Annotated in this window: 19 protein-coding genes; all 19 read left to right on the top strand. The window is 51.4% G+C overall.

The genetic code is table 11. The features are described from left to right. The first annotated feature begins 88 nt into the window (after positions 1–88). The 19 genes from NSB25_RS10200 to NSB25_RS10110 all read left to right on the top strand — a co-directional run bounded on the left by NSB25_RS10200 (position 89) and on the right by NSB25_RS10110 (position 24,728). On the top strand, positions 89–1,279 hold the full coding sequence (locus tag NSB25_RS10200) for an aspartate aminotransferase family protein (RefSeq protein ID WP_103239445.1): 1,191 nt from the start codon (positions 89–91) through the stop codon (positions 1,277–1,279). Positions 1,280–1,367: 88 nt separating this feature from the next. Continuing rightward, the gene (locus NSB25_RS10195; RefSeq protein ID WP_146040019.1) at positions 1,368–2,762 is read left to right on the top strand and encodes a sugar ABC transporter substrate-binding protein; all 1,395 of its coding nucleotides are present in this window, start codon (positions 1,368–1,370) and stop codon (positions 2,760–2,762) included. 70 nt (positions 2,763–2,832) lie between these two features. Beyond that, positions 2,833–3,264 carry a DMT family transporter gene (locus NSB25_RS10190; RefSeq protein WP_103239447.1) on the top strand — a complete coding sequence of 144 codons (432 nt, stop codon included), beginning with the start codon at positions 2,833–2,835 and terminating at the stop codon, positions 3,262–3,264. 134 nt (positions 3,265–3,398) lie between these two features. After that, positions 3,399–4,043 carry a helix-hairpin-helix domain-containing protein gene (locus NSB25_RS10185; protein WP_257479250.1) on the top strand — a complete coding sequence of 215 codons (645 nt, stop codon included), beginning with the start codon at positions 3,399–3,401 and terminating at the stop codon, positions 4,041–4,043. 117 nt (positions 4,044–4,160) lie between these two features. Further along, positions 4,161–4,862 carry a response regulator transcription factor gene (locus NSB25_RS10180; protein ID WP_103239449.1) on the top strand — a complete coding sequence of 234 codons (702 nt, stop codon included), beginning with the start codon at positions 4,161–4,163 and terminating at the stop codon, positions 4,860–4,862. A gap of 30 nt (positions 4,863–4,892) precedes the next feature. Beyond that, the gene (locus NSB25_RS10175) at positions 4,893–6,452 is read left to right on the top strand and encodes a sensor histidine kinase (protein WP_306817588.1); all 1,560 of its coding nucleotides are present in this window, start codon (positions 4,893–4,895) and stop codon (positions 6,450–6,452) included. A gap of 8 nt (positions 6,453–6,460) precedes the next feature. Further along, positions 6,461–7,378, top strand: coding sequence for a GerMN domain-containing protein (locus NSB25_RS10170; RefSeq protein WP_146040020.1), 918 nt, complete (start codon positions 6,461–6,463; stop codon positions 7,376–7,378). Continuing rightward, entirely contained in the window at positions 7,379–8,092 is a 714-nt protein-coding gene (locus NSB25_RS10165; protein WP_242982389.1) for a response regulator transcription factor, read from the top strand. It begins immediately after the preceding gene. Between the two features lie 45 nt (positions 8,093–8,137). Beyond that, positions 8,138–9,817 carry a sensor histidine kinase gene (locus NSB25_RS10160; RefSeq protein WP_103239451.1) on the top strand — a complete coding sequence of 560 codons (1,680 nt, stop codon included), beginning with the start codon at positions 8,138–8,140 and terminating at the stop codon, positions 9,815–9,817. A gap of 52 nt (positions 9,818–9,869) precedes the next feature. Then, complete coding sequence (locus tag NSB25_RS10155; RefSeq protein WP_172455057.1) at positions 9,870–10,739, top strand: ATP-binding cassette domain-containing protein; 870 nt, start codon at positions 9,870–9,872, stop codon at positions 10,737–10,739. Further along, positions 10,733–11,518, top strand: a complete 786-nt coding sequence (locus NSB25_RS10150) for an ABC transporter permease (protein ID WP_103239452.1) — start codon at positions 10,733–10,735, stop codon at positions 11,516–11,518. The genes NSB25_RS10155 and NSB25_RS10150 overlap by 7 nt, the downstream gene beginning before the upstream one ends. Before the next feature lie 52 nt (positions 11,519–11,570). Next, positions 11,571–13,883: a DNA internalization-related competence protein ComEC/Rec2 gene (locus NSB25_RS10145; RefSeq protein ID WP_103239453.1), complete on the top strand. Its 2,313-nt coding sequence runs from the start codon at positions 11,571–11,573 to the stop codon at positions 13,881–13,883. 168 nt (positions 13,884–14,051) lie between these two features. Beyond that, positions 14,052–14,786, top strand: coding sequence for a LytR/AlgR family response regulator transcription factor (locus tag NSB25_RS10140; protein WP_146040021.1), 735 nt, complete (start codon positions 14,052–14,054; stop codon positions 14,784–14,786). After that, complete coding sequence (locus tag NSB25_RS10135; RefSeq protein ID WP_172455058.1) at positions 14,783–15,973, top strand: GHKL domain-containing protein; 1,191 nt, start codon at positions 14,783–14,785, stop codon at positions 15,971–15,973. Before NSB25_RS10140 ends, NSB25_RS10135 begins: the two co-directional genes overlap by 4 nt. Before the next feature lie 141 nt (positions 15,974–16,114). Next, positions 16,115–17,932, top strand: a complete 1,818-nt coding sequence (locus NSB25_RS10130; protein WP_103239456.1) for an ABC transporter ATP-binding protein — start codon at positions 16,115–16,117, stop codon at positions 17,930–17,932. A 19-nt stretch (positions 17,933–17,951) separates the two neighbouring features. Beyond that, positions 17,952–19,823 carry an ABC transporter ATP-binding protein gene (locus NSB25_RS10125; protein WP_172455059.1) on the top strand — a complete coding sequence of 624 codons (1,872 nt, stop codon included), beginning with the start codon at positions 17,952–17,954 and terminating at the stop codon, positions 19,821–19,823. Positions 19,824–20,057: 234 nt separating this feature from the next. Beyond that, the gene (locus tag NSB25_RS10120) at positions 20,058–21,827 is read left to right on the top strand and encodes a sensor histidine kinase (protein WP_257479249.1); all 1,770 of its coding nucleotides are present in this window, start codon (positions 20,058–20,060) and stop codon (positions 21,825–21,827) included. Then, positions 21,815–23,464, top strand: coding sequence for a response regulator (locus NSB25_RS10115; protein WP_103239459.1), 1,650 nt, complete (start codon positions 21,815–21,817; stop codon positions 23,462–23,464). Before NSB25_RS10120 ends, NSB25_RS10115 begins: the two co-directional genes overlap by 13 nt. Next, entirely contained in the window at positions 23,424–24,728 is a 1,305-nt protein-coding gene (locus NSB25_RS10110) for an MFS transporter (RefSeq protein WP_242982390.1), read from the top strand. The genes NSB25_RS10115 and NSB25_RS10110 overlap by 41 nt, the downstream gene beginning before the upstream one ends. The last annotated feature ends 132 nt before the right edge of the window (positions 24,729–24,860 follow it).

Below are 24,860 nucleotides of genomic sequence, written 5' to 3'. Positions count from 1 at the left end.
AATGAAAGTTGCTCTCATGAGAGAAGCGCCGAAAGAACTTCACACTTTAGAGCCGTCGCGCAGCGACTGAAATAGGAGACTTAAAATCATGAACATGCAGGAATATATAGAGGAGGCGGAAAGCGCACTTCTCCACACATACAACCGGTACCAGATTGTGCTCGACAGAGGCGAGGGTGTCTATCTGTACGATATGGAAGGAATAAAGTATCTGGACTTTGTGGCAGGAATAGCTGTTTTTGCGCTGGGGTATCATAACAGAGAATACAATGATGCGCTGAAGGCGCAGATTGACAAGCTGATACACACTTCCAATTATTATTACAATGTGCCGGCTGTGGGGGCCGCGAAGAAGCTGAAAGCGGTATCGGAAATGGACCGGGTATTTTTTACCAATTCCGGTGCGGAAGCAGTGGAAGGGGCCATCAAAGCGGCACGCAAGTATGCGTATCTGAAGGATGGCAGAACGGATCATGAGATCATTGCCATGAACCATTCTTTCCACGGCAGAACCATGGGAGCGCTGTCTGTGACAGGGAATGCAAAGTACCGGGAACCTTTTGAACCTATGATCGGCAATATCCGTTTTGCAGATTTGAACGATATCGAGAGTGTGAAGGCGCAGATAACAGATAAAACCTGTGCTGTGATTCTGGAGCCGGTGCAGGGAGAAGGCGGACTTTTTCCTGCGGAGGAAGAATTTTTAAGGGAAGTGAAAAAAATCTGTCAGGAGAAGGATATTCTGCTGATTTTTGACGAAATTCAGTGCGGCATGGGCAGGACAGGTTATATGTATGCCTGGCAGCGTTACGGGGTGAAGCCGGACATTATGACCACGGCAAAGGCTCTGGGATGCGGTGTGCCTGTAGGGGCATTTCTGATGACGGAAAAGGTGGCGGAACATTCCCTGGCGGCAGGTGATCATGGAACCACTTACGGAGGCAATCCCCTGGCCTGTGCCGCGGTGGAAAAAGTCCTTGATTTATTCGAAGAGAACCATATAATAGAAAAGGTGAGAGAGACTGCGCCCTATCTGGAGAAATGTCTGGATGAATTAAAGGATAAATATGAGTGCATTGTGGAAAGGCGCGGTCTGGGCCTGATGCAGGGACTGGTATTTGACCGGCCGGTGGGAGACATTATCAACAGGGCGCTGGAAGAAGGTCTGATTCTGATTAATGCAGGGCCGGACATCATTCGTTTTGTGCCGCCTCTGATCATTTCAAAGGCAAATATTGACGAAATGATTGATATTCTGGACAGCTGTATCGAAGCATAAGCGGATGTCAGGCGGAGAAACGGGCGGCGGCATAGAGAGCCGCTGACAGAGAACGGAATGATTGCAGGATGATGAAGCGGAGGACAGAATGCAGTTTAAAAAGAGATTGATTGCAGCGGCGGCAGTGACGGGCCTGGCGGCAGTGGTATTATATGGAAGCACCCTGGAGGCGGGCAGCATGGACGAGTCGGGGGGACTGTTGTCTGCGTTTGAGCGCAGGGAGACAATTTACTTCTGGTATAACGATGAAGGCATGACAAACTTTATCAACAGTGCCGCCGTTACCTTCGGGGAAGAGGAAAATGTGCGGGTGATTCCGGTTCTGGCTTCCGAGAGCGAATATCTGGAAGCGATAAATGATGCCTCGATTCACACAGAGCAGACACCGGACGCCTATATCATCAGCCATGATTCCCTGGAAAAAGCGTATCTGTCAGGGCTGGCGGCGCGGATTGAGGACAGGGGGGGAATCTGCAGCGAGGCGGTTTTTCCGTCGTCAGCGCTTTCCGCTGTCTCCTATCAGGGGAAAAAGGTGGCGTATCCTCTGTTTTTCGAGACCAGCGCGCTTGTGTATAATGAGACCTTTCTGGCGGAATGGGCGGAGCAGATTGCCATGAAGGAGCTTCTGGAAGGCGGAGAAATCGGGGATAATCCGGAGGAGACGGACGGAATTGTCGTGGACGAAGGCGTGCTTAAGGAACGGACGGAGTATTATTTTGCAAATGCGGTTCCGGCCACGGTGGATGACATTCTGAATATAGCGAATACCTTCGATGTGCCCCAGGGCGTAAGTGTGCTGAAATGGGATGTGTCCGACATTTTTTATAATTACTGGATTGTGGGAAATTATATGATTGTGGGAGGCGATGCCGGAGATGCCCCCGAAAGGATCAATATCAATAATCCGGAGACAATACAATGCCTGGAAGTTTATAAGGCGCTGAATCAGTTCTTCTATATCGAATCAGATACCGTGACTTACGAATCTGTGATAGAGGATTTCTGCCAGGGCGGCATTGTCTTTACCATTGCGACCACGGATGTGGCGGAGAAGCTGGCGAAGGCAAAGGAGGACGGAACTCTGGGTTTTGAGTACGGGATAGCGAGATTGCCGCGGGTGAGCGGAGAGCTGGACAGCCGCACCATGTCCGTGACAAATGCGGTGGCGATCAACGGCTACTCGGAACATCAGGAGCTGGCCAACCGCTTTGCGGCGTATCTGGTAACCACATGCGCGGATTCCCTTTACGAGAAGGCCGGTAAGGTGCCGGCAAAGCTCGACTCAAATGGGGAGAACGGGGCACTGCAGATTTTTAAAGCCGAGTATGCTGACAGCATTTCGCTGCCGAAGATGATGGAGACGGGGAATTTCTGGCTTCAGCTGGAAGGATTGTTCTCGAAAGTCTGGAACGGAGCGGATGTGACAGCGTTGGTGCAGGAGCTGGCTGACAAAATAGCCACGCAGGTGAATGCGGCGGAGTAAAGAATAATCGTGCATATTTTTCCAATCATGGGATACACTTTTAGAAAAGCCTGAAAGGAAGGTGTAACCTATGATTGGATTTTTTATTGCTTTGATTTCAGGAGCGCTGATGAGTGTTCAGGGTGTCTTCAACACCCAGGTGACAAAGGCCTCCAGTATCTGGGCTGCCAGCGCTTTTGTGCAGCTGACGGCGCTTGTTGTCTGCCTGGGTGCCTGGCTCTGTACAGACAGAAGTAATCTGCTGCAGGTATTTCAGGTACAGCCAAAGTATATGCTTCTGGGAGGAGCAATCGGCGCGTTTATCACTTATACTGTGATTAAAAGCATGGACATGCTGGGACCGGCGAAAGCGGTTATGCTGATTGTGGTGGCACAGCTGGCGGTGGCGTATATCATTGAGCTTTTCGGATGGTTCGGCGTGGAGAAGCAGCCCTGGGAGTGGCGTAAGGCTGTGGGTATGGCAGTGGCGGTGGCCGGAATCATCATCTTTAAATGGAAATAGTTTTTTCATGAAGATTTCCGAAACCCACTTGTAAAATCCACAGGTTTCTATTACAATAAAAAAGTCAGCATAGAGAGGCAATCCCTTTCATGCCATGAGACATAAAAGTACTTATGGGGAAAGTGAGAGGGACTATGGTGAAAAAACGATATATTCAGGCAGCAGCATGTTTAGTGACGGCATGTATGCTGCTTTGTGGCTGTGGAGAAAAGGACGGAGCCCTTCTGATTGGAAATCTGGAAAGTCAGAATGCGGGAAATCGAACCGCTGAAGGCGAGGAGAGGGAGCGCGTCGGGGAAGAAAATGAGGTGCCGAAGTCCGGCCACGGGGAAGGACAGGCAGCAGAGCTCCGGGAGACCACTATCCGTGTATATGTGTGCGGCGCCGTGACGAATCCCGGCGTGGTGGAGATTCCGGAGGGAAGCCGTGCGGAGGATGCGCTGGCGGCAGCAGGCGGGTTTGCGCCGGAGGCCGGACGGGAGGCCGTAAATCTGGCCGAATGGGTGAAGGATGGTCAGATGCTGTATTTCCCCACGGAGGGAGAAGCCGAAGTGCAGAAGGCCCGGGAAGAAGATGCCGCGGCGGGATTGGTGAATATCAACACGGCGGACGCGGCGGGACTGTGCACCTTACCCGGGGTGGGAGAGAGCCGTGCGGCGGATATCATTGCCTACCGGGAGGCCAACGGCGGTTTTGAGAGCTGCGAGGATATTATGAAAGTGACCGGTATCAAGGAAGCCATGTACCAGAAGATTAAGGACAGAATTACCGTAAAGTGACAGATGCCGGACTCCGGCGGGAAATTGGATATGCTGCGGCAGCCGCCGGAATATTCCGGATGGGGACAGGTGTGCCGGTGCCTTTTCAGGCAATAATATAACGAACAGGAGATTGGTATGGCCAGAAGGAGAGCTTTGGTAGTAGACGACGAGAAACTGATAGTAAAGGGGATTCGGTTCAGTCTGGAACAGGATGATATGGAAGTGGATTGTGCCTATGACGGGGAAGAAGCCCTGGAATATGCCGGCAACAATGAGTATGATATTATTCTGCTGGACGTAATGCTGCCTAAGCTGACAGGGTTTGAAGTGTGCCAGCAGATCAGGGAATTTTCCAATGTGCCTATCATTATGCTCACGGCAAAAGGGGAGGACATGGACAAGATCCTGGGGTTGGAATACGGCGCGGATGATTATATTACCAAACCTTTCAACATTCTGGAGGTAAAGGCGCGGATTAAGGCAATCATGCGTCGGACGGAGCCGAAGCGGATTATCGGAGAGGCTCCTGCGGCCAAAACGGTGGAAAGAGGGGACGTGCGTCTGGACTGCGAGGGAAGGAGAGCGTTCATTGCGGGAAGGGAAATCGGGCTTACGGCGAAAGAATTCGAGCTGCTGGAGCTTCTGATGCTGAATCCCGAAAAGGTATACAGCCGTGAAAATCTTCTGCACCTGGTATGGGGAGCGGATTATCCGGGGGATGTCCGAACCGTGGATGTACATATCAGAAGGCTGCGGGAAAAGGTGGAACAGAACCCAAGCGAGCCTAAGTATGTACATACAAAATGGGGTGTGGGATATTTTTTCCGGAATGTATAGAAAATATAACAGTTTCGGTCAGGGTGAAAAATGATTGCAAAAATATACGGAGAGCTGAAGAATCTCATTTCTCTGCGCAGCCTGCAGGCGCGTATCTTTATCATTGTGCTGGCGGCCGGATTTATTCCCAGCGTAATTGTTCGGTATGGAATTATGAACAATTATGAGGAACGGTCCGTCCAGCAGAGAATCTATACGGTCCAAAATCAGCTGATGATTGTGGGAAATCATCTGATCAGCAATAATTACTTTAATACAAAGCCCGAAGGATACAGCAGCAGTGTGTCCAGAGAGGTAATAGACGCGGAACTGGAGATGATTTCCAATCTGTATGAGGGACGTGTCATGATTATAGATTCCAGCCTGAAAGTGGTGAAGGACACTTATGGCATCAGCACGGGGAAAACAATCATTTCCGAAGAAGTGATCAAATGCTTCCGGGGAGAAACGCTGTCCAATTATGACAGGGAACACGGATATATAGAGATGACCACGCCGATTATTGACAATACCGTGGACGACAGCCAGATTGTGGGCGTTATGCTGACCAGCATTTCCACGGATGCGATTATGACCATGCTGGAGGTGCTGAACCGGAAGTCAGTCATACTGCAGAATCTGATGATTGTGGCAATTGTCGCCATGGCAATGGTTTTATCTGTTATGCTGACCCGCCCGTTTAACCGGGTGACGGAGGCTATCAATGAGGTGAAGGCGGGCTACAGCGATGAGAATATTTCCGTGCCGGATTATGCGGAGACGGTACATATTGTGGATGCGTTCAATCAGCTGCTGAAAAGAATGAGAGCACTGGATGATTCCCGGCAGGAATTCGTGGAAAATGTGTCCCATGAGCTGAAGACACCCATGGCGGCCATAAAGGTACTGGCGGATTCTCTGGTGGGGCAGAGAGAGGTGCCTGCGGAGCTGTATCAGGAATTCCTCACGGATATCGTGTCGGAGATAGACAGGGAGAATCAGATTATCACAGACCTGCTTGCCCTGGTCAAAATGGACAAGAAGGCTCAGGAGCTGAATATTACCTCTCTGAATGTGAACGACCTGGTGGAGCTGATTCTGAAACGTCTGCGGCCGCTGGCCCGGAAAAAGGATGTGGAAGTAGTGTTTGAGAGCATACGTCCCGTGGTTGCGGAAGTGGACGAAGTGAAGATGACGCTGATCATGACGAATCTGGTGGAGAATGCCATTAAGTATAACAAAGAGCATGGCTGGGTAAAGGTGGAGCTGGATGCGGATCATCAGTTCTTTACCTTTAAGGTCAGTGATTCCGGTCTGGGAATCCCGGAAGATTCTCTGACCCAGATTTACGAACGTTTTTACCGGGTGGAGAAGTCACATTCCAGAGAAATCGGCGGAACCGGGCTGGGACTGGCCATTACGAAGAGTGCGGTTTTAATGCACCGGGGGGGCCATTACAGTGACCAGTGTGGAAGGAGAAGGGTCCAGCTTTACGGTGAAAATTCCTCTGACCGGAGGTGCCGTCATCGGGTAACAGTTCAGACAGGCAACAGGGCGGCTGCGCCGGCGGGACAGCCCTGGGATGGAAAGGCGCCCGTGCAGGGTGGATAGGAGTCAGAATGGTCAGGAAAATATGCGTTGTTATGATGCTGTTTGCGGGTCTTATTTTGATGAGTGCCTGCGGCGAGAACGATGAAAAAAGAGGAAATATATATCAGGTCTACTGTGTGAGCAATTCCGAGACCAGAGTGGAAGTGCATGATTACGAGATGACTGCGGCGGAACCGGAGGAACAGCTGATGGAACTGATGAACTGTCTTTCCACCAATCCGGAGAAGCTGGAATATAAGGTACCTTTTGCCATGGGATTTCAGGTGCTGGATATGGAGCTGAAGGAAGGCAATCTGCTGATTAATGTGGATGCTGCCTATAAGGAGCTGCCGGTGTACACGGAAGTGCTGGTCCGGGCCGCCATTGTGCGGACACTGACACAGCTGCCGGAGGTCCGCCTGATTATGCTTACGGTGGAAGGAGAGCAGCTCAGTGACAATAAAGGCAATGCGGTGGGCTGGATGAACGCGGAACAGTTTATCGACAATGACGGAAATGAGATTAACACCTATGAGATGGCCAGAGTCAAGCTGTATTTTGCTGACGAAAACGGGACTAATCTGATAGCGGCATACCGGGAAAAGCATTATTCCACCAATACATTGCTGGAACGCTTTGTGGTGGAAGAGCTGATTGCGGGGCCCAGCGGGCAGGTGGATGGACTTTACCCCTGTGTCAATCCGAATACGAAAGTGATTAATGTCACGACGAAGGATGGCATCTGTTATGTAAATCTGGATGAGAATTTTCTGACGGTGGTAAATAATGTGTCAACGGATGTGTCCGTATATGCCATTACCAATTCGCTGGTGGAGCTGAGCAATATCAATAAGGTACAGATTCTTGTGAACGGGGAAGTGCCGTCACAGTTTTCAACATCTACTTTTGAACGGAACCTGGATATTGTAACGACCAGGGAGCAGTAAATGCGGCTTGCGGAGGCAAAACAGGTGAAGGAAATGCCATACAGGGTATTATTTTTGGAGGATGATCCCACAATCCGGGAAGTACTGACGGAATATATGCTGGTAACCGGCTATCAGGTAATAACAGCAGAAAGAGGAGACAGGGCGCTGGAATTTCTGAAAGAGCAGACGTTTGACCTGGCGGTGCTGGACATCTGCGTGCCCGGAGTGAATGGTTTTGAGGTGCTGAAGTCCATTCACGAAAGCGGGAAAAGGACAGCGGTAATCATGCTGACTGCGCTGGAGGATGAGCAGACTCAGGTGAAAGCGTTTAATCTGTATGCGGACGACTATGTGATCAAGCCGGTTTCCCCCATTATTCTGCTGAAGCGCATGGAGACGATTCTGCGGCGTACCACACAGAATGCTGCGGACGAAAGGGGACAGGAAAAAGGGCTGATCTTGCAGGAGGAGGCTTACTGTGCCTTTTATGGTGGTGAGAAGCTGCCGCTTACACTGACGGAATACCTGCTGCTGCACAGACTCTGGCAGGAGCCGAACAGAGTGTTTACCAGGGAACAGCTGATTCTGAGCATTTTTAATGAAGATTATATCGGCAACGACCGGATCATTGATGCCCATGTGAAGAATCTGCGTAAGAAACTGCCCGCCTCCTGTATCAAAACCATAATCGGCGTGGGATATCAATTTGACCGGGAAGCAGGGGGACTTTAAACAGCGGCAGGCCGGGAACCGGGAGGAATACAGCGGGGCTATACTATGAAACTGGGACGAAAAAATCTGTTGTACAGCATGGCGCTTGCAGGCATGATGCTCCTGTTGCTGGTAGGATATTTCATTTATATGCTGCCTTCTCTCTATGTGGATTATGTGATGGAGCAGAATCTGAAATCTGTCAGGGAGCAGCACATAGCCTATCGGGATAAGGGCAGCTATGACGGCGTGAAAGTGAGGAATTCCACCGCCTGTTTTTCCGTGGAAATTCCCCTGGAAGGGAATCGGATTCTGGTGACCGGGAAATCTTTTTCGGCGGAGCTGATAATCAGAGATCTGCGACTGTCCGGGATTCTGGACAGGTGCCGGGAGAAGCTGACAGAAAAGCCGAATCCGGAGGAGGACGCGGACTATGAGCTGAGGACTGACCTGGATGAGCTGGGAGAGATTCTGCAGGAGACTGTGGGGGAGAATCCCGGGTTTCCCGTGGAGATTCATCTGCTGTACAAAAGGGACATGGGAAAAGAGTTCCGAAATGAGTCGATAAAAGTACATTCTTATTCTGATCATCTGCTTATCATTGAGTCAAGTGTGGAAGATTCTGCCAATCGATACGCCAATTATATTGTCATGGAACAGACGGACAGCCGCCTGATTCTGTCTGTTTTGCCTGTAGTAGCTCCCGAGGCGGCTGAAATCCGGCCGGTGGTCCTGCAGAGCCTGCCGATGCTGGGAGCGGTGATTCTTCTGCTGGTTCTGCTGTCTTCTCAGATGTATTCCAGGGGGATTGTGGGGCCCATTGCTGCGCTGGCGGAACATGCCGGTCAGATGAAAGCCGGGGAAGCGGTTCCTGTGCGCAGGTTTTCCGGGAGGCGGACAGAGAAAAGGGATGAGGTGCAGGCACTTGCGGACACCCTGGATGACTTCTATTTTCAGATTAGAGAAAGCTATCTGGCACTGGAGGAAAAGAACGGGGAGCTGGAGGAAGAAAACAAGCGTCAGGAAGTCTTTCTCAGGGCTTCCTCCCATCAGTTGAAAACGCCCATAGCCGCGGCACTTTTGCTGGTGGACGGCATGACAAATAAAGTGGGAAAATACCGGGATGTGGGGACTTATCTGCCAAAAGTGAAGGAACAGCTGCTCTCCATGCGGAAAATGGTGGAGGAGATTCTGTATCTGAACCGCTGTGCGGAACACATGAGACTTCAGGAGACGGATGCGGGACAGGTGCTGACGGAGTGCCTGCAGTCCTGCCAGGTTGCGCTGACAGACCGGTGTATTGCAGTGGAATTCCAGGAAAAAGAACGTCTGTGCATAGATACGGACGAAGTGATGGCTGCCCAGATTTTTGACAATCTGCTGTCCAATGCTGTAAAGTACACGCCCTGTGGCGGGAGGATAACCATAAGCGTCGGTGAGGAAGCGCAGGGAGGAAGTGTCAGGATTGAAAATTTCGGCGTGACCATTCCGGAAGCTTTGCTTCCCCGCATTTTTGAGCCCTTTGTCAGCGGAGACCATGGGAGGAGCCAGGGAACGGGAAGCCATGGCCTGGGGCTGTATATTGCATCTTATTATGCGAAGAAACTGAATATAAATCTGTCCATTTATAATGGGGAGAACAGCGTTGTCGCAGAAGTAACCTTTGACAGGACCGGAGTCTGCGGACAGATGGAGAAAAGTTCCATGTCGTCTTCATCCGAAATTCACACAGCTATGATAGAATGACCTTATTCCTGAGAGAAAGAACGGCCTTATTCCTGAGGCAGGAGGTAATTTTATGTTGTTGACCATTCAGAATCTGACTGTGCGTTACGGAGCGGAAACGGCACTGGCCATAGAAGCTCCTATTGTCATTGAGGAGGGGGACCGTGTGGGAGTCATCGGGTCTAACGGCGCAGGGAAGAGCACATTGATTAAAAGCCTGTTGGGAATCGTATCAGGTCAGGGGGTGATTGAGACCCGGCTGAAACCGGAGCAGATGGCAGTGCACATGCAGTTTAACGAATATACAGATGCCATGCCGGTAAAGTATATTATGGAGGCAATTCTGGGGACAAAGATTGCCCGGAATGAAAAGCTGCAGGAGCTGATTGCTTTCTTCGAATTTGAGGACTGCCTGAGAAAGAAGTACTCGAAGCTTTCGGGAGGACAGAAGCAGCGCTTTACCATTATCATGGTGATGATGCAGGAGGCTGCTCTGACCTTTTATGACGAGGTGACTTCCGGGCTTGACTTTGAGACAAGACAGAAGCTGGTGGAAAAGCTGGTGGAATGGTACAAAGGGAAAGAGACCAGCTTTCTGATGGTATCCCATTATTATGAGGAACTGGACCAGCTGGCGGATAAACTGCTGATTCTGGACAGGGGAAAGGTGATTGATTACGGCAGGAAAGAGGTACTTTTTCATAAATATTGCGGCAGAGCAGTGATTGTGGTGGAACACAGTGATAAAAATGAGGCCATTCTGGCAGGCTATGACAGGCTGGCATCGCCGGCGCATCTGATTGCGCTTTCCTGCACAAGTCAGGAAAAGGAACGGGAAATTACGGAGGTGCTTCTGAAACACAATGTGAATTATAAGCGGAGCAGCGACGATATCGAAATTCTTTACACCAATGCAAAACAGGAGGGGATGAGACCATGCTGAGAGAGGATAGAAGAAAAGGGCTGATTTCCCTGCAGATGCTGCTATTTGAATTTCGCAAGACAATCGGAAATCCGTATGTGCATATATTCGGAGTGGGAATGCCTGTGCTCATGATGATTGTCATCACCCGTGCCGTGGCAGGAGAGTTTACCGATGCGGAGGCTTTCCGCGTGGCGGTAACCAGTGTGTTTCTGGGGATAGGTGCATTGATTCCCATGGCAACCATTTTCATGGGGTATGGGATTTCCAATGCCCAGGAGATGGAAAAGGGCATTCCACAGAGAATGGAACTGTTCGGAATCAGGACCGGCGTCTCTCTGTGCAATCGGATTCTGTCAGAAACTGTTTTTATGGTGATTGCATTCTGCGTGTATTTTGCGGCAGGATATCTCTTTACTGAAATAAAAGCGCCGGAAATCACAGGAGCGATGCTGTATGTGATATGCATTCTGACCTTCAGTGTGATTTTGTTCTGCCTGGCTCATGCCATTTCCACACTGCTTAAGAAATTCTCACTGACCTATTGTGTGACCATGCTTCTGTATTTTGTCTTCATGATTCTGGGAGGTATGATGGGGATAACCTACGACAATATGCCATCCGCCGTGCAGGTAATCGCCAAATTGCTGCCGGTTACTTATATCAACAGAGACTTTTATACCGTGTGGACCGGGGGCAGCTATAACTTCGCGCCCATGGTACAGGCGTATCTTCTGATGGCCGCCATAGCCGGTCTTCTGCTGTTCCTGTCTGTGAAACGGACTGCAAGAAAACTTTGAGCTTTGCCCTTTAGTGACATCGCGCAGCGATTATAATAGGAGAAAATAGAATATGAGACGACCACTGTTTGCGGCTGCTCTGTTTCTGGTCATCATTGCCGCCGTCCGGCTGAAAGTCGGATGGGCGGACAATGTGAGGCCGGGGGAGGTCAGCTCCGGAAAAATGACATCCCGGGACACATTGCTTGTCACAGGGCAGGTGTATCAAAAGGAAGACACATCCATCTATCTGAAATCCATAGTGATATGGGAATCAAATGCCTTCGGGCTTTCATCCGCCGATTCAGGGCGGGAAATTCATTGTCAGGATAACTTCATATTGGAAACGCAGCAGACGCTGACCATTCTGCTGGGGAGCACCGTGGCGGTTCGCGGCGTTTTTTATCCATGCTCTGAAGCCACGAATCCGGGAGAATTTGATTCCGCTGTTTATTACAGAACGCTGGGAATCGGGGGAAGGCTGAAAAAGGCGGAAATTCTGGCTGTAGGCGGGGAGTGCTGGCAGGTGCGGGAAGGTCTGTACAGACTGAAGCAGTACTTTAAGGAGAGGCTTTACCGCATTTTTCCGGAAAAAGAAGCCGCAGTGATGAGCGCGCTGCTCCTGGGGGACAAAAAGGATTTGGACGATGAGCTGAAGGAGCTGTATAAGAGAAATGGTATTTTACACATTCTCAGTATCTCCTCGCTCCATATTACCATCATCGGCATGAGCGTGTATCGGCTGTTTCGGAAGAGGGGAATGCCGGTCTGGCCTGCTGCTGCGGCAGGCAGCGTGCTGCTTTTGCTCTATGGCTGCATGACAGGCTTCAGCGTGTCTGCCTGTCGTGCCATTGGAATGTATCTGATTAAAATGCTGGCGGAGGTGGCGGGGCGGACTTACGATATGCTGACCGCTTTGGGCGTCATGGGAGCGGTGATGGTTATCGGTAATCCGTATTATCTGCAGAACAGCGGATTTCTGCTTTCTTTTACGTCTGTTCTGGGAATCGGGGCAGTATATCCGGCACTGGCGCCGGAATCGGGGCGAAATAAGAGGGAAATGAGGGAAGACGGCGAAGGATTCCGGGGAAAAGCGGTTTCTGCCCTGTGGAGTCTGTCGGAGAATCTGCGCCAGTCCGCATTCGCCAGTCTGTCCATCACATTGACCACCCTTCCCGTGCAGCTATGGTTCTATTATGAAATTCCGGTCTATTCTGTCTTCCTGAATCTGTTTGTAATTCCCCTTGTGAAACCGCTGATGACAGCAGGCCTGGCCGCCATGGCAGTGCCTGGCCTTGGCATTCTGGGCATGGCAGACAGATGCATTCTGGCTCTGTACGAATTTCTGTGCGGTTGTTTTGACAGACTGCCCTTTCATACCTGGAATCCGGGCTGTCCAAAAGTATGGCAGATTGTGGTTTACTATCTGCTGCTTTCAGGTGTCGTGATATTCCGAACCAGCCTGAAGACCGGGAAAAGATATGTGGACGGTGCGGCAGGCGCCGGAATCCTGAGCTTTGCAGTGCTGCTTTTTGCCATGAAGCCATGGTCTGAGAACCGCGTGATTTTCCTGGATGTGGGACAGGGGGACTGCATCCTGGTACATACCGCTTCCGGAGAGAATTACCTCTTTGACTGCGGAAGCAGCAGTCGAAGCAATGTGGGGAGATATGTACTGCTTCCCTGTCTGAAATACAGCGGGATTCGGGACATTGATGCGGTTTTTCTGTCTCATCCTGACGCGGACCATGTAAACGGCGCTCTGGAACTGTTTGCCATTGGCGGAGAAAATAATATCAAAATACATCAGCTGCTGTTGCCTGCCGTGGATGAGAGTCTGCGGGAAGAGCAGCTGGGGACCTTGACGAAAGCGGCTGCTGCTGCGGAGGAAGGAAGAGGAATTCCGGTGGGGTATCTGGCCGCCGGGGACAGCTGGAGCTGTAAAAGTGCGGATTTTGTCTGTCTGCACCCCGGCGCGGGCTTTTCCTCTCAGGATGTCAACGCAGGTTCGGAATGTATTCTGGTGGAATTTAACAGTGCTTCCTCCGGCAGCTGGACACTGCTTTTGACAGGAGATGTGCAGGAGGAAGGGGAGGAAGCATTTCAGGAAGCGCTGGAGGCAGAGGATATCAGAAATATTACAGTGCTGAAGGCGGCTCATCACGGCTCCCGGAATTCCACGCCGGCGGCGCTTCTGGAGAGACTGAATCCTATGCTTACCGTGATTTCCTGCGGCAGGAATAACCGCTATGGACATCCCCATGCGGAACTGCTGGAGAGGCTGAAAGTCTCCGGAACGGACATTTTGCAGACGGACCGGTCCGGCGCCATCACCATCACAGACCGGGGAGGTGAACTTAAGGTGATGCAGTTTTGGGAGGAGTGAGAGGGCTTTGCGGGGAATGGTGCCGGCACAGAAGGGAGCGGAAAAACAAACAGTTGTTGAGAGCAGAAAAGCGTGGTAAACTGAACATGACAGTTATGGGTGCCGGGATATCGGCAGAAGAACAGGAGACATGGGGACACTGTAGATGAAAGGGGAGGGGAAGACGGATTGGGAAGCCTGTACATTGTGATTTGCGATGATGAGCCGGCGCAGCTCTCCTGGATGGAAGCGGCCGTGAAGGCCTGGGCTGAGGAGAGGAGGAGGCCGGTTTGTGTGGACAGCTGCAGGAATGCGGAGCAGTTCCTTTTTCTGCGGGAGGAGAAAAGGGAACCGGATCTTCTGCTTCTGGACATCGACATGCCGGGAGCAGACGGTATGTCCCTGGCCCGCAGGCTGCGGGCAGAGGGGAAGGATATGCAGATTGCCTTTGTGACAGGGCTTGCGGAGTATGCGCTGGATGGCTATGATGTGGAGGCTGCGTCCTACCTGGTAAAGCCGGTGGAGGAAAAGCGACTTTATGCCTGCCTGGACAAAGCTGTCATGAGGTGGGAGAAGGAGCCAACCTCGCTTTTGTTTGAGACGGCAGGGGGGATGGCCAGAGTGAAGCTGACGGAAGTGGCTTATCTGGAGAGCACTGCCCACAACACCTGGATTCATGGCAGGGGAGACAGGGAGCCCATCCGATGCATTACAGGAATTCAGCGGCTGGAGGAGAGGCTGCAGGAAATAAGCGGTAATTTTTTCCGGATTCACCGTTCCTGCCTGGTGAATCTGGCCTGTGTGGCCAGGATAAACAGGAAGGAGATCACGCTGGATACCGGAGAAGTGCTTCCCGTGGCCCGCGGCAGATGGGTGGCGCTGAATCAGGCTTACCTGGAGTATTACCGCGGGAGGGTGGAATGAGAGAACGGATGGTTTTCACGATTCTGTGGCTGGTTTTATACTGGTATTACATGGGGCAGACGGGCAGTATGGAAAAAGGAGCCGGAAAGAAAGCGGTGGGATTCGGGCTGACGGGAGCGCTTGCAATGCTTTCCTTTTTTCTTCCCCGCTGGCTGATATGGCTTTTGATTTCCGGGGTGATTTTGCTGTATGATCTGTTTTTTGACGCCGAACCGTTTGAGAGACAGTGGTGGAGAATTCTGCTGCCGGGTCTTTGCCTGGTGATAGTGGTCATGCTGCCGCCGGAGATGTATTTTGCGGCGGCCGGCGGCATTCTGTTCGTCTTCTTATTGCTTCTGTCGAAAAAAAGAGATAGCCTGAGGCTGGCAAACGGGGGACTCACAGCCGGGGCATTTGCTTTGATATCCGCCTTTTTGTGGCTGCTGGCCTGTACAGGGGAAATCAGGGCAGAGGAGCCGCTGAAAGGCGTTCTCCTGTGGGGAGGCGTAGTGCTGGAACTGCTGCTCTTTCTTGCAGTGGAGGGGACACTGTATTTCTATCAAAAAGGATTTGCCTTCCGGACAGAGGAATTCCGCAGGGAACTGATGGAACACAGCTATGGAGAAATCAGAGAAATTTATATGGACATGCGGGGCTGGCGCCACGATTATCACAATCATATGCAGGTGATGAAGGCCTGGCTGAGCATGGGAAATCTTGAAGAGGTCAGGACTTATCTGGACCAGCTGGAGAAAGAGCTGGACCGGGTAGACACTGTGGTCAGGTCAGGGAATCTGATGGTGGATGCCATTTTAAACAGCAAGCTGACGTTGGCCAGACGGCAGAAGATTTCTGTAAACTGCAAAGTGAAGGTGCCGGAACAGATAGCCGTGGAAGATGTGGACATGTGTGTGATTCTGGGAAATCTGCTGGACAATGCGCTGGAGGCCTGCGTCCAGACACAGGAGTTCCAGCGGTTTCTGCGGATTTATATGACGGTGAACGGGAGCCAGCTCTATCTCTCTGTACAGAATTCCGCCAGGGAAGAGCCTGGCTTTAATCAGAGGAATTATATCACTGAAAAAAGGGGAAATCACGGCCTGGGGATGAAGCGGGTGAAAGCCGCGGTGGACAGGTATGGCGGCTATCTGAACCTGGCAAACGAGCCGGGGATATTCGCGGCGGAGGTGACCATGCCGCTCACCTGACTTTTCATGAAAAATATAAGACATTTCGTGCGGGAATCCCCACAGACGGGGGTTCCTGCTTTATTATAGGGACAGAGCTGCCGCGGAGAGACTCTGTTTTACAGAGTCGTGGCGCAGCGACTAAATCAGGAGGCTGGAGAAATGCATGGAAATTTTCACTACACAATATCTCATCTGAGGCAGAAGGAAGGCAACCGGGCTGTCGCTGTCTGTGTCACAGACATTGGGCTCAGTGTGCTGCTGCCCTTTCTGGAGGCCGCGCTGGCGGGAGCGGTGGCAGCCTGTCTTGTGAGCGGCAGGAGACCGGAAGAGATTCTGCTGCTGGTGGCGGCCTATGTGCTTCTGCTGCAGATGGTCCGATTTTTGCAGAGTCATTTCAGCTCTCTGCGGCGGGAGAAGCTTTTTATGTTTCGGCTGGATATGGCGGAGGAATTTTACAGGAAAACGCTGACCATGGACGGACAGAGCCGGGAAAGTGCGGAAGGGCAGAAAAAATGGGAGGCGGCGCAGCGGAATCTGTATTCCGGAAACGATGCAGGGATAGAAGCCTATGCAAAGGGATTCTGTGAGCTGTTTCTGCATCTGGGAGGGCTTGTTCTGTACGGAGTGACTGTGGGGAGAGCCAGTCTGCTCATGCTGCTGCTTCTGACAGTACAGACACTGATTACTTCTGCCTTTCACATGCAGGCCGGCAGGAGAGTATATCAGATGGATGGCGAAGTGGAGCGGGAGTGGAAACGCTTTCACTATCTGCGGAGGGTATCCGTGGACGCGGGAAAAGGAAAGGACATCCGGCTCTACCGGATGGATGTCTGGTTCCTCAGGGCATTTCGGGAGTGCATCGGGAAAATCTGCGCTATCCTGGACAGGGGGAGGAGTGGATTCACAGTGGCCGGCATTGTGCAGAGCCTGTTATCCTTCGGAGGGAATATTATTCTGTATGGCTGGCTTCTCTGGCAGATGGCCGCAGGAAATCTGACCCTTCCCGGTTTCCTGCTGTATGTGGGGATTGCAGCGGGATTTGAATCCTGGATGCGGGGTGTGTTCGAGGCAGTGCAGGAGATAGCCCAGAATGAGAAGCTGATGGACGGATATCGGGATTTTATGGATTTCGGTATTGAGCAGGGAGAGCGGGAGGCGCCGACACATCCGGGAAGCATCCATGAAATCCGTCTGGAAAATGTGTGCTTTCGCTATGAAGGGAATGGGAAAGATACCATCCATGACCTGAATCTGAGGCTTCGGCCGGGAGAGAAGCTGGCGCTGGTAGGGCTGAACGGGGCCGGGAAGACTACCCTGGTCAAGCTTTTGTGCGGATTGTACCGCCCCACTGCCGGGAAGATTTATCTGGATGGTCAGGACATGAGCAGTCTGTCCCGGGAGAAATTATTTCGGGAGTTTGCAGTGGTATTTCAGGATGTGTCCGTCTTCTCCTTTCCGCTGGGAGAGAATGTCACCTGTGAGAGAGAGGGACAGGAAGACAGCGGGAAATTGCGGGAAAGCCTGGAAAAATCCGGACTTTTGGAGCGGGTGCGGGAGCTGCCGGAAGGACTGAACACTGTGATGAACCGGGATTTGGACCCGAAGGGCGTGACGCTGTCCGGCGGGGAGCTGCAGAAGCTGATGCTGGCCAGGGCCCTGTATAAAGATGCGCCCATTGTCATTCTGGATGAACCCACAGCAGCTCTGGACCCCATTGCGGAAAGCGAAATGTACGAGAAATATGATGAGATGATACAGGGGAAGACAACGGTTTTCATTTCCCATCGACTGAGCTCCACACGGTTCTGCGACAGAATTCTCTTTCTGGAGGAAGGACATATCATTCAGGAGGGAAGCCATGAGAGCCTGATGAAAGCAAATGGAGCATACGCGGAGCTTTTTGCGCTGCAGGCCAGGTATTATCGCAATGACGCAGACAGTGAGATGAACTGCCATGCAGTATCAGAATCCATATAACGGCAAGGAGAGGAGTAATATGCGTAATTTCATTTCTATTCACAAGACGGGGTTCCGGCTTCTGAGGATGATTCATTCTGAGGATTCCATTATCATTCCCCTGCATCTGCTGGAACTGTGTTTTTCTGTGGCACAGATTTATGTCAGCCTGTTTCTGACTTCTGCGCTGATTGACATTCTGTTGGCCGGGGCATACGAACAGGCGGCATGGCTGGCGATGGCCCTGCTGGGAACAAATCTGGTCTTCGGAGTGTCCATTCACCTGATACGGAGACGCTTCAAGGGACTTCGGACGAAAATATGGCTGCTTTTTTATGTATGGCTGCGGGAGAAATCCTTTTCCATGGATTACGAGACCATGGAGAAAGCAGAAGTGTCGGAGAAAATTCTCTTTTCGGAGAGAACATCGGACATGTACGGCGGGCTGGGCATGGTGCTGTACCATTACTGTGACATCCTGAAAGCAGTGCTGAATGTGCTGCTTTCATCGGGGCTGGTGCTGTATCTGTGTCTGGCCGGATCCGGGGACTTGTCGGGAATTCCGGGAATCCTGGCCGGTCCTGTGCCCTCTGTCATTTTATTTGCAGTGGTTCTGGGGGGAATGGCGTATGGCTCGTGGAAAGTATTCAGACGATTTGCCGTAAAGCAGACAGAAATCTTCCAGGCCCACACAGGGGTGGAGAATCAGCTGAGTTATCTGATGAATCATGTGTTCGGAGACCCGAAAGCGGGGAAGATGATTCGATTATATGGCATGGAGGAAATGATTCTGAAAAATGCTCATGTGTTTTACAGAAAATCCAGGGATTATTTCGGGAGAATGTGCAGAGTGGGAAGAGAAGAGAGCGATGCCAACAAGGTGGTGAACAGCTTTTTTACCATGGCGTCCTATCTTCTGGTAACTATGAAAGCGGTGACGGGAGCCATTACTGTAGGAGCCTTTACCCGGTATGCCGGGGCACTGAATCAGTTCGGCGGGGCCTGCTTTACTTTCATTACCGCTCACGGGGAGTTGCGGAAGATTTGCACTTATATGCAGGAGTTTCTGGCCTTCCTGGACATGGACAGCCTGCATGCAAAGGGGACCATTCCGGTGGAGAAGCGGTCCGACGGGGAATATGAGATTGCCTTTGAACATGTGAGCTTTCAGTATCCGGGAAGCTCAGGACCGGTGCTGAGGGATGTGAACTGCAGGATTCGAATCAAAGGGAAAATGGCTGTGGTAGGGAGAAACGGTGCCGGGAAGAGTACCTTCATCAAGCTTCTCTGTGGGCTTTATGAGCCCACGGAGGGACAGATTACGTTAAACGGGGTAGATATCCGGAAGTATGACGAAGAAGAATACCGCCGTCTGTTCGGTGTGGTATTTCAGGATTTCACACTCTTTTCTCTTCCCGTATGGGAAAATGTGGCGGCCGGCTTTCCATATCAGGAGGATAAGCTGTGGGAAGCACTGGAGCAGGCGGATGCCGGAGAGACAGTGAGGAAAATGGAAAAGGGAGCAGACACCTGGCTCTATAAAGATTTGGAGGACGGTGTGGAGGTCAGCGGCGGTGAGGCACAGAAGCTGGCGCTGGCCAGAGCGCTTTACAAGGATGCGCCGGTGGTAATTCTGGATGAGCCTACCGCCGCGCTGGACCCGAAGGCGGAGGCGGAGGTTTATGCCCGTTTTAACCAGATGGTGGAGGGCAGAACCAGTATTTACATTTCCCATCGAATGAGCAGCTGCCGGTTCTGTGAGGATATTATCGTTTTTGATGCAGGCAGAATCGTGGAGAGAGGCAGCCACGGGGAACTGATTGCCGCCGGAGGGTACTATGCGGGCCTGTGGAATGCACAGGCGAAGTACTACCGCGAGCCGGGAGACAGCAGCCGTGATTTTTCGCTGTAGTCAGGGGAATTTTCATATATTATGTGTACAGGATACATTTTCTGGTCAGACTTTCTTTCGGGAGAGTCTGATTTTTTACAGTTCGGACAGAGTGCTGAAGGACTGTGTGATTTTTCCGGTCTCAACGAAGCAGTTACAAAAAGTCCACATTCTATTTTAAATTTTCTTTATTTACGACACTGGAAATTATATCTATACTGGAAACTGAATCAGTAGGTAAAGGGGGCAGAAAGCATGCGGAGGAAGCGCTACAGCACAGTTTTTCATCAGCTGGCATTGTTTTTCATTCTGGCGGGCATTCTGCCGATTGCCGTTTTGGGGCTGTATATGTACAATCGTGTCAATGAACTGGCAGGACAGGAACTGACGCATTCTTATGAGATTCTCGCCTCTCAGTACCTGGGAGGGATTCAGGAGAAGCTGGCGCGGTATGAGACCAGCCTGAAGTTTATTACCCAGAATACCGTGATTGTTGAGCAGCTTGGAAGTACGGCACTGAACTCGTATACCAGGGGCGGCATGATCAGCGAGGAGGTGTCCAAATCTCTGATTTTGGATGAACAGAGTACGATCCGCAACTGTATGATTTATTCGGAATTGAAGAATGCGCCGGTATACGGCAGAAGGGTTACCATGAAAGACACGGCGGTCAGGGAGAAATGGTACCCGGTGTGGCAGGGCAAAATGGGAGAATGGTTTTTCTATGAAAATTCCGCAGGTACCGGTAACAATCTGGGGGTACTGGTGTATCCCATCTATCAGATGGATCTGGTTTCCCTGAAACAGGAACAGATTGGATTCGCAAAACTGGAGATTTACATGGAACGATTGTTTGCGCCGGCAACAGAGGATGGCAGCAGCTTTCGGACAGCAGTTTTTGACGAGGAGCTGCAGTGCAGATATCGGACTGAAGGAGTGGAAGAAACAGAGGCGCTGGCCTGTCTGGAGGAAATCGAGAAAAGTGGCCGGGATGAGGAATCTGTGAGAATTATCAACGGGCAGATGGTATGTGTCAGGAACCTGGAGACCTGTGGGCTGAAATTTCTGCTTTTTTTCGGGACGGATGGAATGGAACAAAAACATCGGGAGGTAAACAGTACGATTATACCTCTGATTCTGCTGGTGATGGGTATTGACAGTATAGGATGCTATCTGTTTGCCGGAATGTTTTCCAGGAGGGTTACGATTCTGGTAAATAAATTCAAAAGGGTGGAGACAGGAGACTTTTCCGCCACAGAGCCCATATCCGGAAATGATGAGCTGAAGGTACTGGACGATCAGTTTACCCATATGCTGGAGACCATCAATGCTCTGATCAGGGAAAATTATGTTCAGGAGCTGGAAAAGAAGGAGACGGAGCTGCAGAATCTGCAGCTGCAGATCAACCCGCATTTTCTGTACAACACACTGGAAACCATCAGTTCTATTGCGGCTGTGCGGCAGGCTTTTACGGTCTGTGATCTGTGCGGCAGACTGGGGGAGATTTTCCGTTACAGTCTGGGTAAGGACTATGGAGAATTTGTCACTGTGGAACAGGAACTGCATCATGTGGAAAATTATGTCTTCATTCAGAAGGTGCGTTACGGGGATAAATTTGAAGTGTTCTATCATATTGAGCCGGAAGTAAGGCAATGTATGATTCTGCGTTTTATTTTGCAGCCGGTGGTAGAAAATGCCATTCTTCACGGAATTGCACCCATGACGGGAAACGGTACTTTGAAGATCAGCGTGGGGAGACAGGGAGAGATACTGTATGTGAAAGTGGAAGATGATGGAATCGGGATGGACAGTACAAGGAAAAGCGAGCTGGAAGAATATATCAGCCGTCCGGAGAACAGTCGGGAAGAGAAGGGCAGTATCGGTGTCAGAAATGTGCATCGTCGTGTCCGGCTGGCCTGCGGAGACCGGTACGGAGTCAGCATAGAATCCCGGCCGTACAGAGGTTCCGGTTTCCTGATAACATTTCCGCTGCGAAGAAAAGGGGATGAAGAATGTACAGATTGATGGTTGTGGATGATGAGGCGTTGATTCGGCAGGGACTGCTGGCCCGGCTGGAATTTCTGGGGTTTTCTTTTGAACAGGTGCAGGAGGCGGGAGGCGGTACAGAAGCACTGAAGATACTGGAGGAGTCACCGGTGGATATCTGCATTGTAGACATTCAGATGCCCGATCTGGACGGCCTGACGTTTATCGAGCGCGCGAAGAAGCATGGGGGGGTAAATACACAGTTTATCCTGTTGAGCGGGTATGCGGAATTTTCTTATGCGGAGAGAGCTATTTCTCTGGGGGTGTCGGATTATCTGCTGAAGCCTCTGGCAAATGAGGAACTGTCCAGAGCCATAAATAAGGCAATGGGACAGCTGGAGGAGGTCGCCAGGCGCAGAGCCATGGATTCTTCCAGAAAACGTCTGGCCAGGACACAGCAGGATTTCTGGCTGGAGCGGGAGATCAATGTCCTGCTGAACGAGAAAAATGCATGGGACAATCGAAACCGCTATCCGCAGCTGCAGGAGCGTTATCCGGAGCTGCTCTGTGCAGGAGAACAGATACTGATGCTGGGAATCCTGAATATTGAAGCCGACAGCTATTGTCAGGGCAGCTTTGAACGGGAAGATGCGGAGCTGCTTCGATTTTCGGTGAGAAATGTATTTTCAGAACTGGTATCCTGCGGAGTAAAGCTGATTGTAGACAATCTGACTAATATGGAGCAGATGTACCTGATTTTCATTGGGGAGGACGCCATGAGCCTTCGGGAGGATGCAGAGCGTATCTTTGCCAGAATCTATACGCTGTTCGAAAAAAAGCTGGATGTGTTTCTGTCCATGGGAGTCAGCAGCTGCAGGAAGAATCTGGATGTCAATGCCAGAAGAGAGGCCGAGGAGGCGCTGAAATGGCGCAGCGCCCAGGACAGACTGAACCTTTGCTTTCATGCGGATCGGAAGATGCTGGAGGTAAAGAATTTTCCCACGGCGGAGCTGAATCTTCTGGGAGCGCTTATGGAGAGAGGAGATCTGGAGGGGATGCGCAGATCTGTGGGACGTATTTTTGCGGAGCAGCATCAGTCACGATACAGTGCGCAGTTCATCCATATGATTCTGGGGAGGATTCTCAATATGACACTTCTGGCTTTTCCCACCAGGGAGGGCAGGGAGGAGAGACTGGAGGAACTGATGTCAGGATTTGCTCTGGCGGATGAAACGACGGAACCGCAGGAGCTGGCAGAACGGTTATATGCCCTGCTTCTCGGGTATATCGGACAGGAATTCCAGGAGGCACATACGGAGGACAAAATCAAACTGGCCATTCAGTATATGCAGCAGAATTTTGAACGGAATATTGCCATAACCGAGCTGGCCGGCCGCTATGGTATGAGTCCCAATTATTTTTCCACCATGTTCAAAAGGGAGACAAATCAGTCTGCCATTGCCTATCTGACGAATCTGCGTGTGCAGAAGGCGGTATGGTACCTGGAGAACACGGAGGAGAGTGTGGTGGACATTTCGCAGAAAGTCGGATATGAAGACAGTCAGTACTTTTTCAGAGTGTTTAAAAAAATCATGGGGATGACACCCCTGATGTATCGAAAGGAATATAGAAAAAATGCGAGTGAAAGAAATGACAGAGAAAAAGATAACGGATAAAAAGCAGGCGTTTTTCCTGTTCTGTATCTGCTGGATGGCTTATTTTACCTGCTATATCGGGAGGCTGAATTTCTCCTCTGCAATGGCTGCCATGATTGAAGAGCAGGTTCTGACCAAAACCCAGGCCGGTACCATCAGCATGGTGTATTTTTTCATCTATGGTGCCGGACAGCTGCTGAATGGCTTCCTGGGGGATAAGCTGCAGCCCGGCAGAATGATTTTCAGCGGCCTGGCACTGTCCATGCTCTGTAATCTTCTGATGGGAACCGCAGGGGCTTTCGGAGTGATGGTGATTGTGTGGGGGGTCAACGGATATGCCCAGTCTATGGTATGGCCGCCGATTATCCGCATTTTTGCGAAACGGCTGGAGGAAGCCGTGCGGCTGCGCTATTGTGTGGATATTGTCTCCACCCAGGCGGCGGGCACCCTGGCCGCCTATGTGCTGTCGGCGGCGGTGCTGTCGGTGTCGGGCTGGCGGACAGTATTCTGGGGTGCGGGAATCTGTCTGTTGCTGGTGGCGATTCTGTGGATCCTGGGATATGCCAGAGTGGAGCGCCTTGCCGGAGAAAACGGGGTAGTCGAGGAGAACTCCACAGAGAATGTGCCGGCAGAAAGGAGTGTGGGAAAGAACGGCAGAAGCTTTGGCTCATTGCTGCTGGGGGGACTCTGGCTGATTATTCTGCCGGTGGTGGTGCACGGAATCTTAAAGGACGGTGTCACTTCCTGGGTGCCTACCTATATCCTGGAGACTTTTCACACTTCAGCCTCTCTGTCGGTGCTGGTGACCACCGTGCTGCCCATTGTCAACCTTTCGGGAGCCTACCTGGCCAGAGCGCTCTATCGAAAGTGCGCCGGGAACGAAGTCAGGGCTTCCGTGGTGTTTTTCAGCGTATCGGTGGCGGCTCTGTCGATTCTGTGGCTGGCAGGTTCCTTCTCCATGGCGCTGACGGTGGCATTGCTGGCGGTGATTACCGCCTCCATGATGGGTGTCAATACTTTGTTCGTAAATCTCCTTCCCCTGCGCTATGAAAAGGAGGGGAAGGTGTCAAGTGTGTCCGGCTTTCTGAATGCCTGTGCCTATATCGGCACTGCGGTATCCACGTTCACCATCGGCGTGATGGTGGAGTCGCTGGGCTGGGGTGTAACCGTGGGCAGCTGGCTGGCCGTGACTGCGGCGGGGCTGGTGGTCTGCCTTGCTGTCAAAGGCAGGTACAGAACCGGGGAAACGCAGAGCAGCGATTCCGGGTCCGGAGCCGTGTCGTAAGAGTTCCTGTCCTGCTCATAGAGCTTCGGAATCACGGGACATGGGTCGGCCTTCCCTGCATGGACCAAAAATCTTTCCCAGGATATGCTCAGGGGAATGTCCGGAGAAATGGGCTCTGCAAAGCTGCCTTCC

The organism is Acetatifactor muris (genome assembly GCF_024623325.1).
In the GTDB taxonomy this organism is placed as follows: domain Bacteria; phylum Bacillota; class Clostridia; order Lachnospirales; family Lachnospiraceae; genus Acetatifactor; species Acetatifactor muris.
This window is presented reverse-complemented; position numbering and strand designations above follow the sequence as displayed.

Coding starts and splice junctions, on each gene's coding strand:
- NSB25_RS10200 (WP_103239445.1), top strand. CDS start 89: ATGAACATGCAGGAATATATAGAGGAGGCGGAAAGCGCACTTCTCCAC.
- NSB25_RS10195 (WP_146040019.1), top strand. CDS start 1,368: ATGCAGTTTAAAAAGAGATTGATTGCAGCGGCGGCAGTGACGGGCCTG.
- NSB25_RS10190 (WP_103239447.1), top strand. CDS start 2,833: ATGATTGGATTTTTTATTGCTTTGATTTCAGGAGCGCTGATGAGTGTT.
- NSB25_RS10185 (WP_257479250.1), top strand. CDS start 3,399: ATGGTGAAAAAACGATATATTCAGGCAGCAGCATGTTTAGTGACGGCA.
- NSB25_RS10180 (WP_103239449.1), top strand. CDS start 4,161: ATGGCCAGAAGGAGAGCTTTGGTAGTAGACGACGAGAAACTGATAGTA.
- NSB25_RS10175 (WP_306817588.1), top strand. CDS start 4,893: ATGATTGCAAAAATATACGGAGAGCTGAAGAATCTCATTTCTCTGCGC.
- NSB25_RS10170 (WP_146040020.1), top strand. CDS start 6,461: ATGGTCAGGAAAATATGCGTTGTTATGATGCTGTTTGCGGGTCTTATT.
- NSB25_RS10165 (WP_242982389.1), top strand. CDS start 7,379: ATGCGGCTTGCGGAGGCAAAACAGGTGAAGGAAATGCCATACAGGGTA.
- NSB25_RS10160 (WP_103239451.1), top strand. CDS start 8,138: ATGAAACTGGGACGAAAAAATCTGTTGTACAGCATGGCGCTTGCAGGC.
- NSB25_RS10155 (WP_172455057.1), top strand. CDS start 9,870: ATGTTGTTGACCATTCAGAATCTGACTGTGCGTTACGGAGCGGAAACG.
- NSB25_RS10150 (WP_103239452.1), top strand. CDS start 10,733: ATGCTGAGAGAGGATAGAAGAAAAGGGCTGATTTCCCTGCAGATGCTG.
- NSB25_RS10145 (WP_103239453.1), top strand. CDS start 11,571: ATGAGACGACCACTGTTTGCGGCTGCTCTGTTTCTGGTCATCATTGCC.
- NSB25_RS10135 (WP_172455058.1), top strand. CDS start 14,783: ATGAGAGAACGGATGGTTTTCACGATTCTGTGGCTGGTTTTATACTGG.
- NSB25_RS10130 (WP_103239456.1), top strand. CDS start 16,115: ATGCATGGAAATTTTCACTACACAATATCTCATCTGAGGCAGAAGGAA.
- NSB25_RS10125 (WP_172455059.1), top strand. CDS start 17,952: ATGCGTAATTTCATTTCTATTCACAAGACGGGGTTCCGGCTTCTGAGG.
- NSB25_RS10120 (WP_257479249.1), top strand. CDS start 20,058: ATGCGGAGGAAGCGCTACAGCACAGTTTTTCATCAGCTGGCATTGTTT.
- NSB25_RS10115 (WP_103239459.1), top strand. CDS start 21,815: ATGTACAGATTGATGGTTGTGGATGATGAGGCGTTGATTCGGCAGGGA.
- NSB25_RS10110 (WP_242982390.1), top strand. CDS start 23,424: ATGCGAGTGAAAGAAATGACAGAGAAAAAGATAACGGATAAAAAGCAG.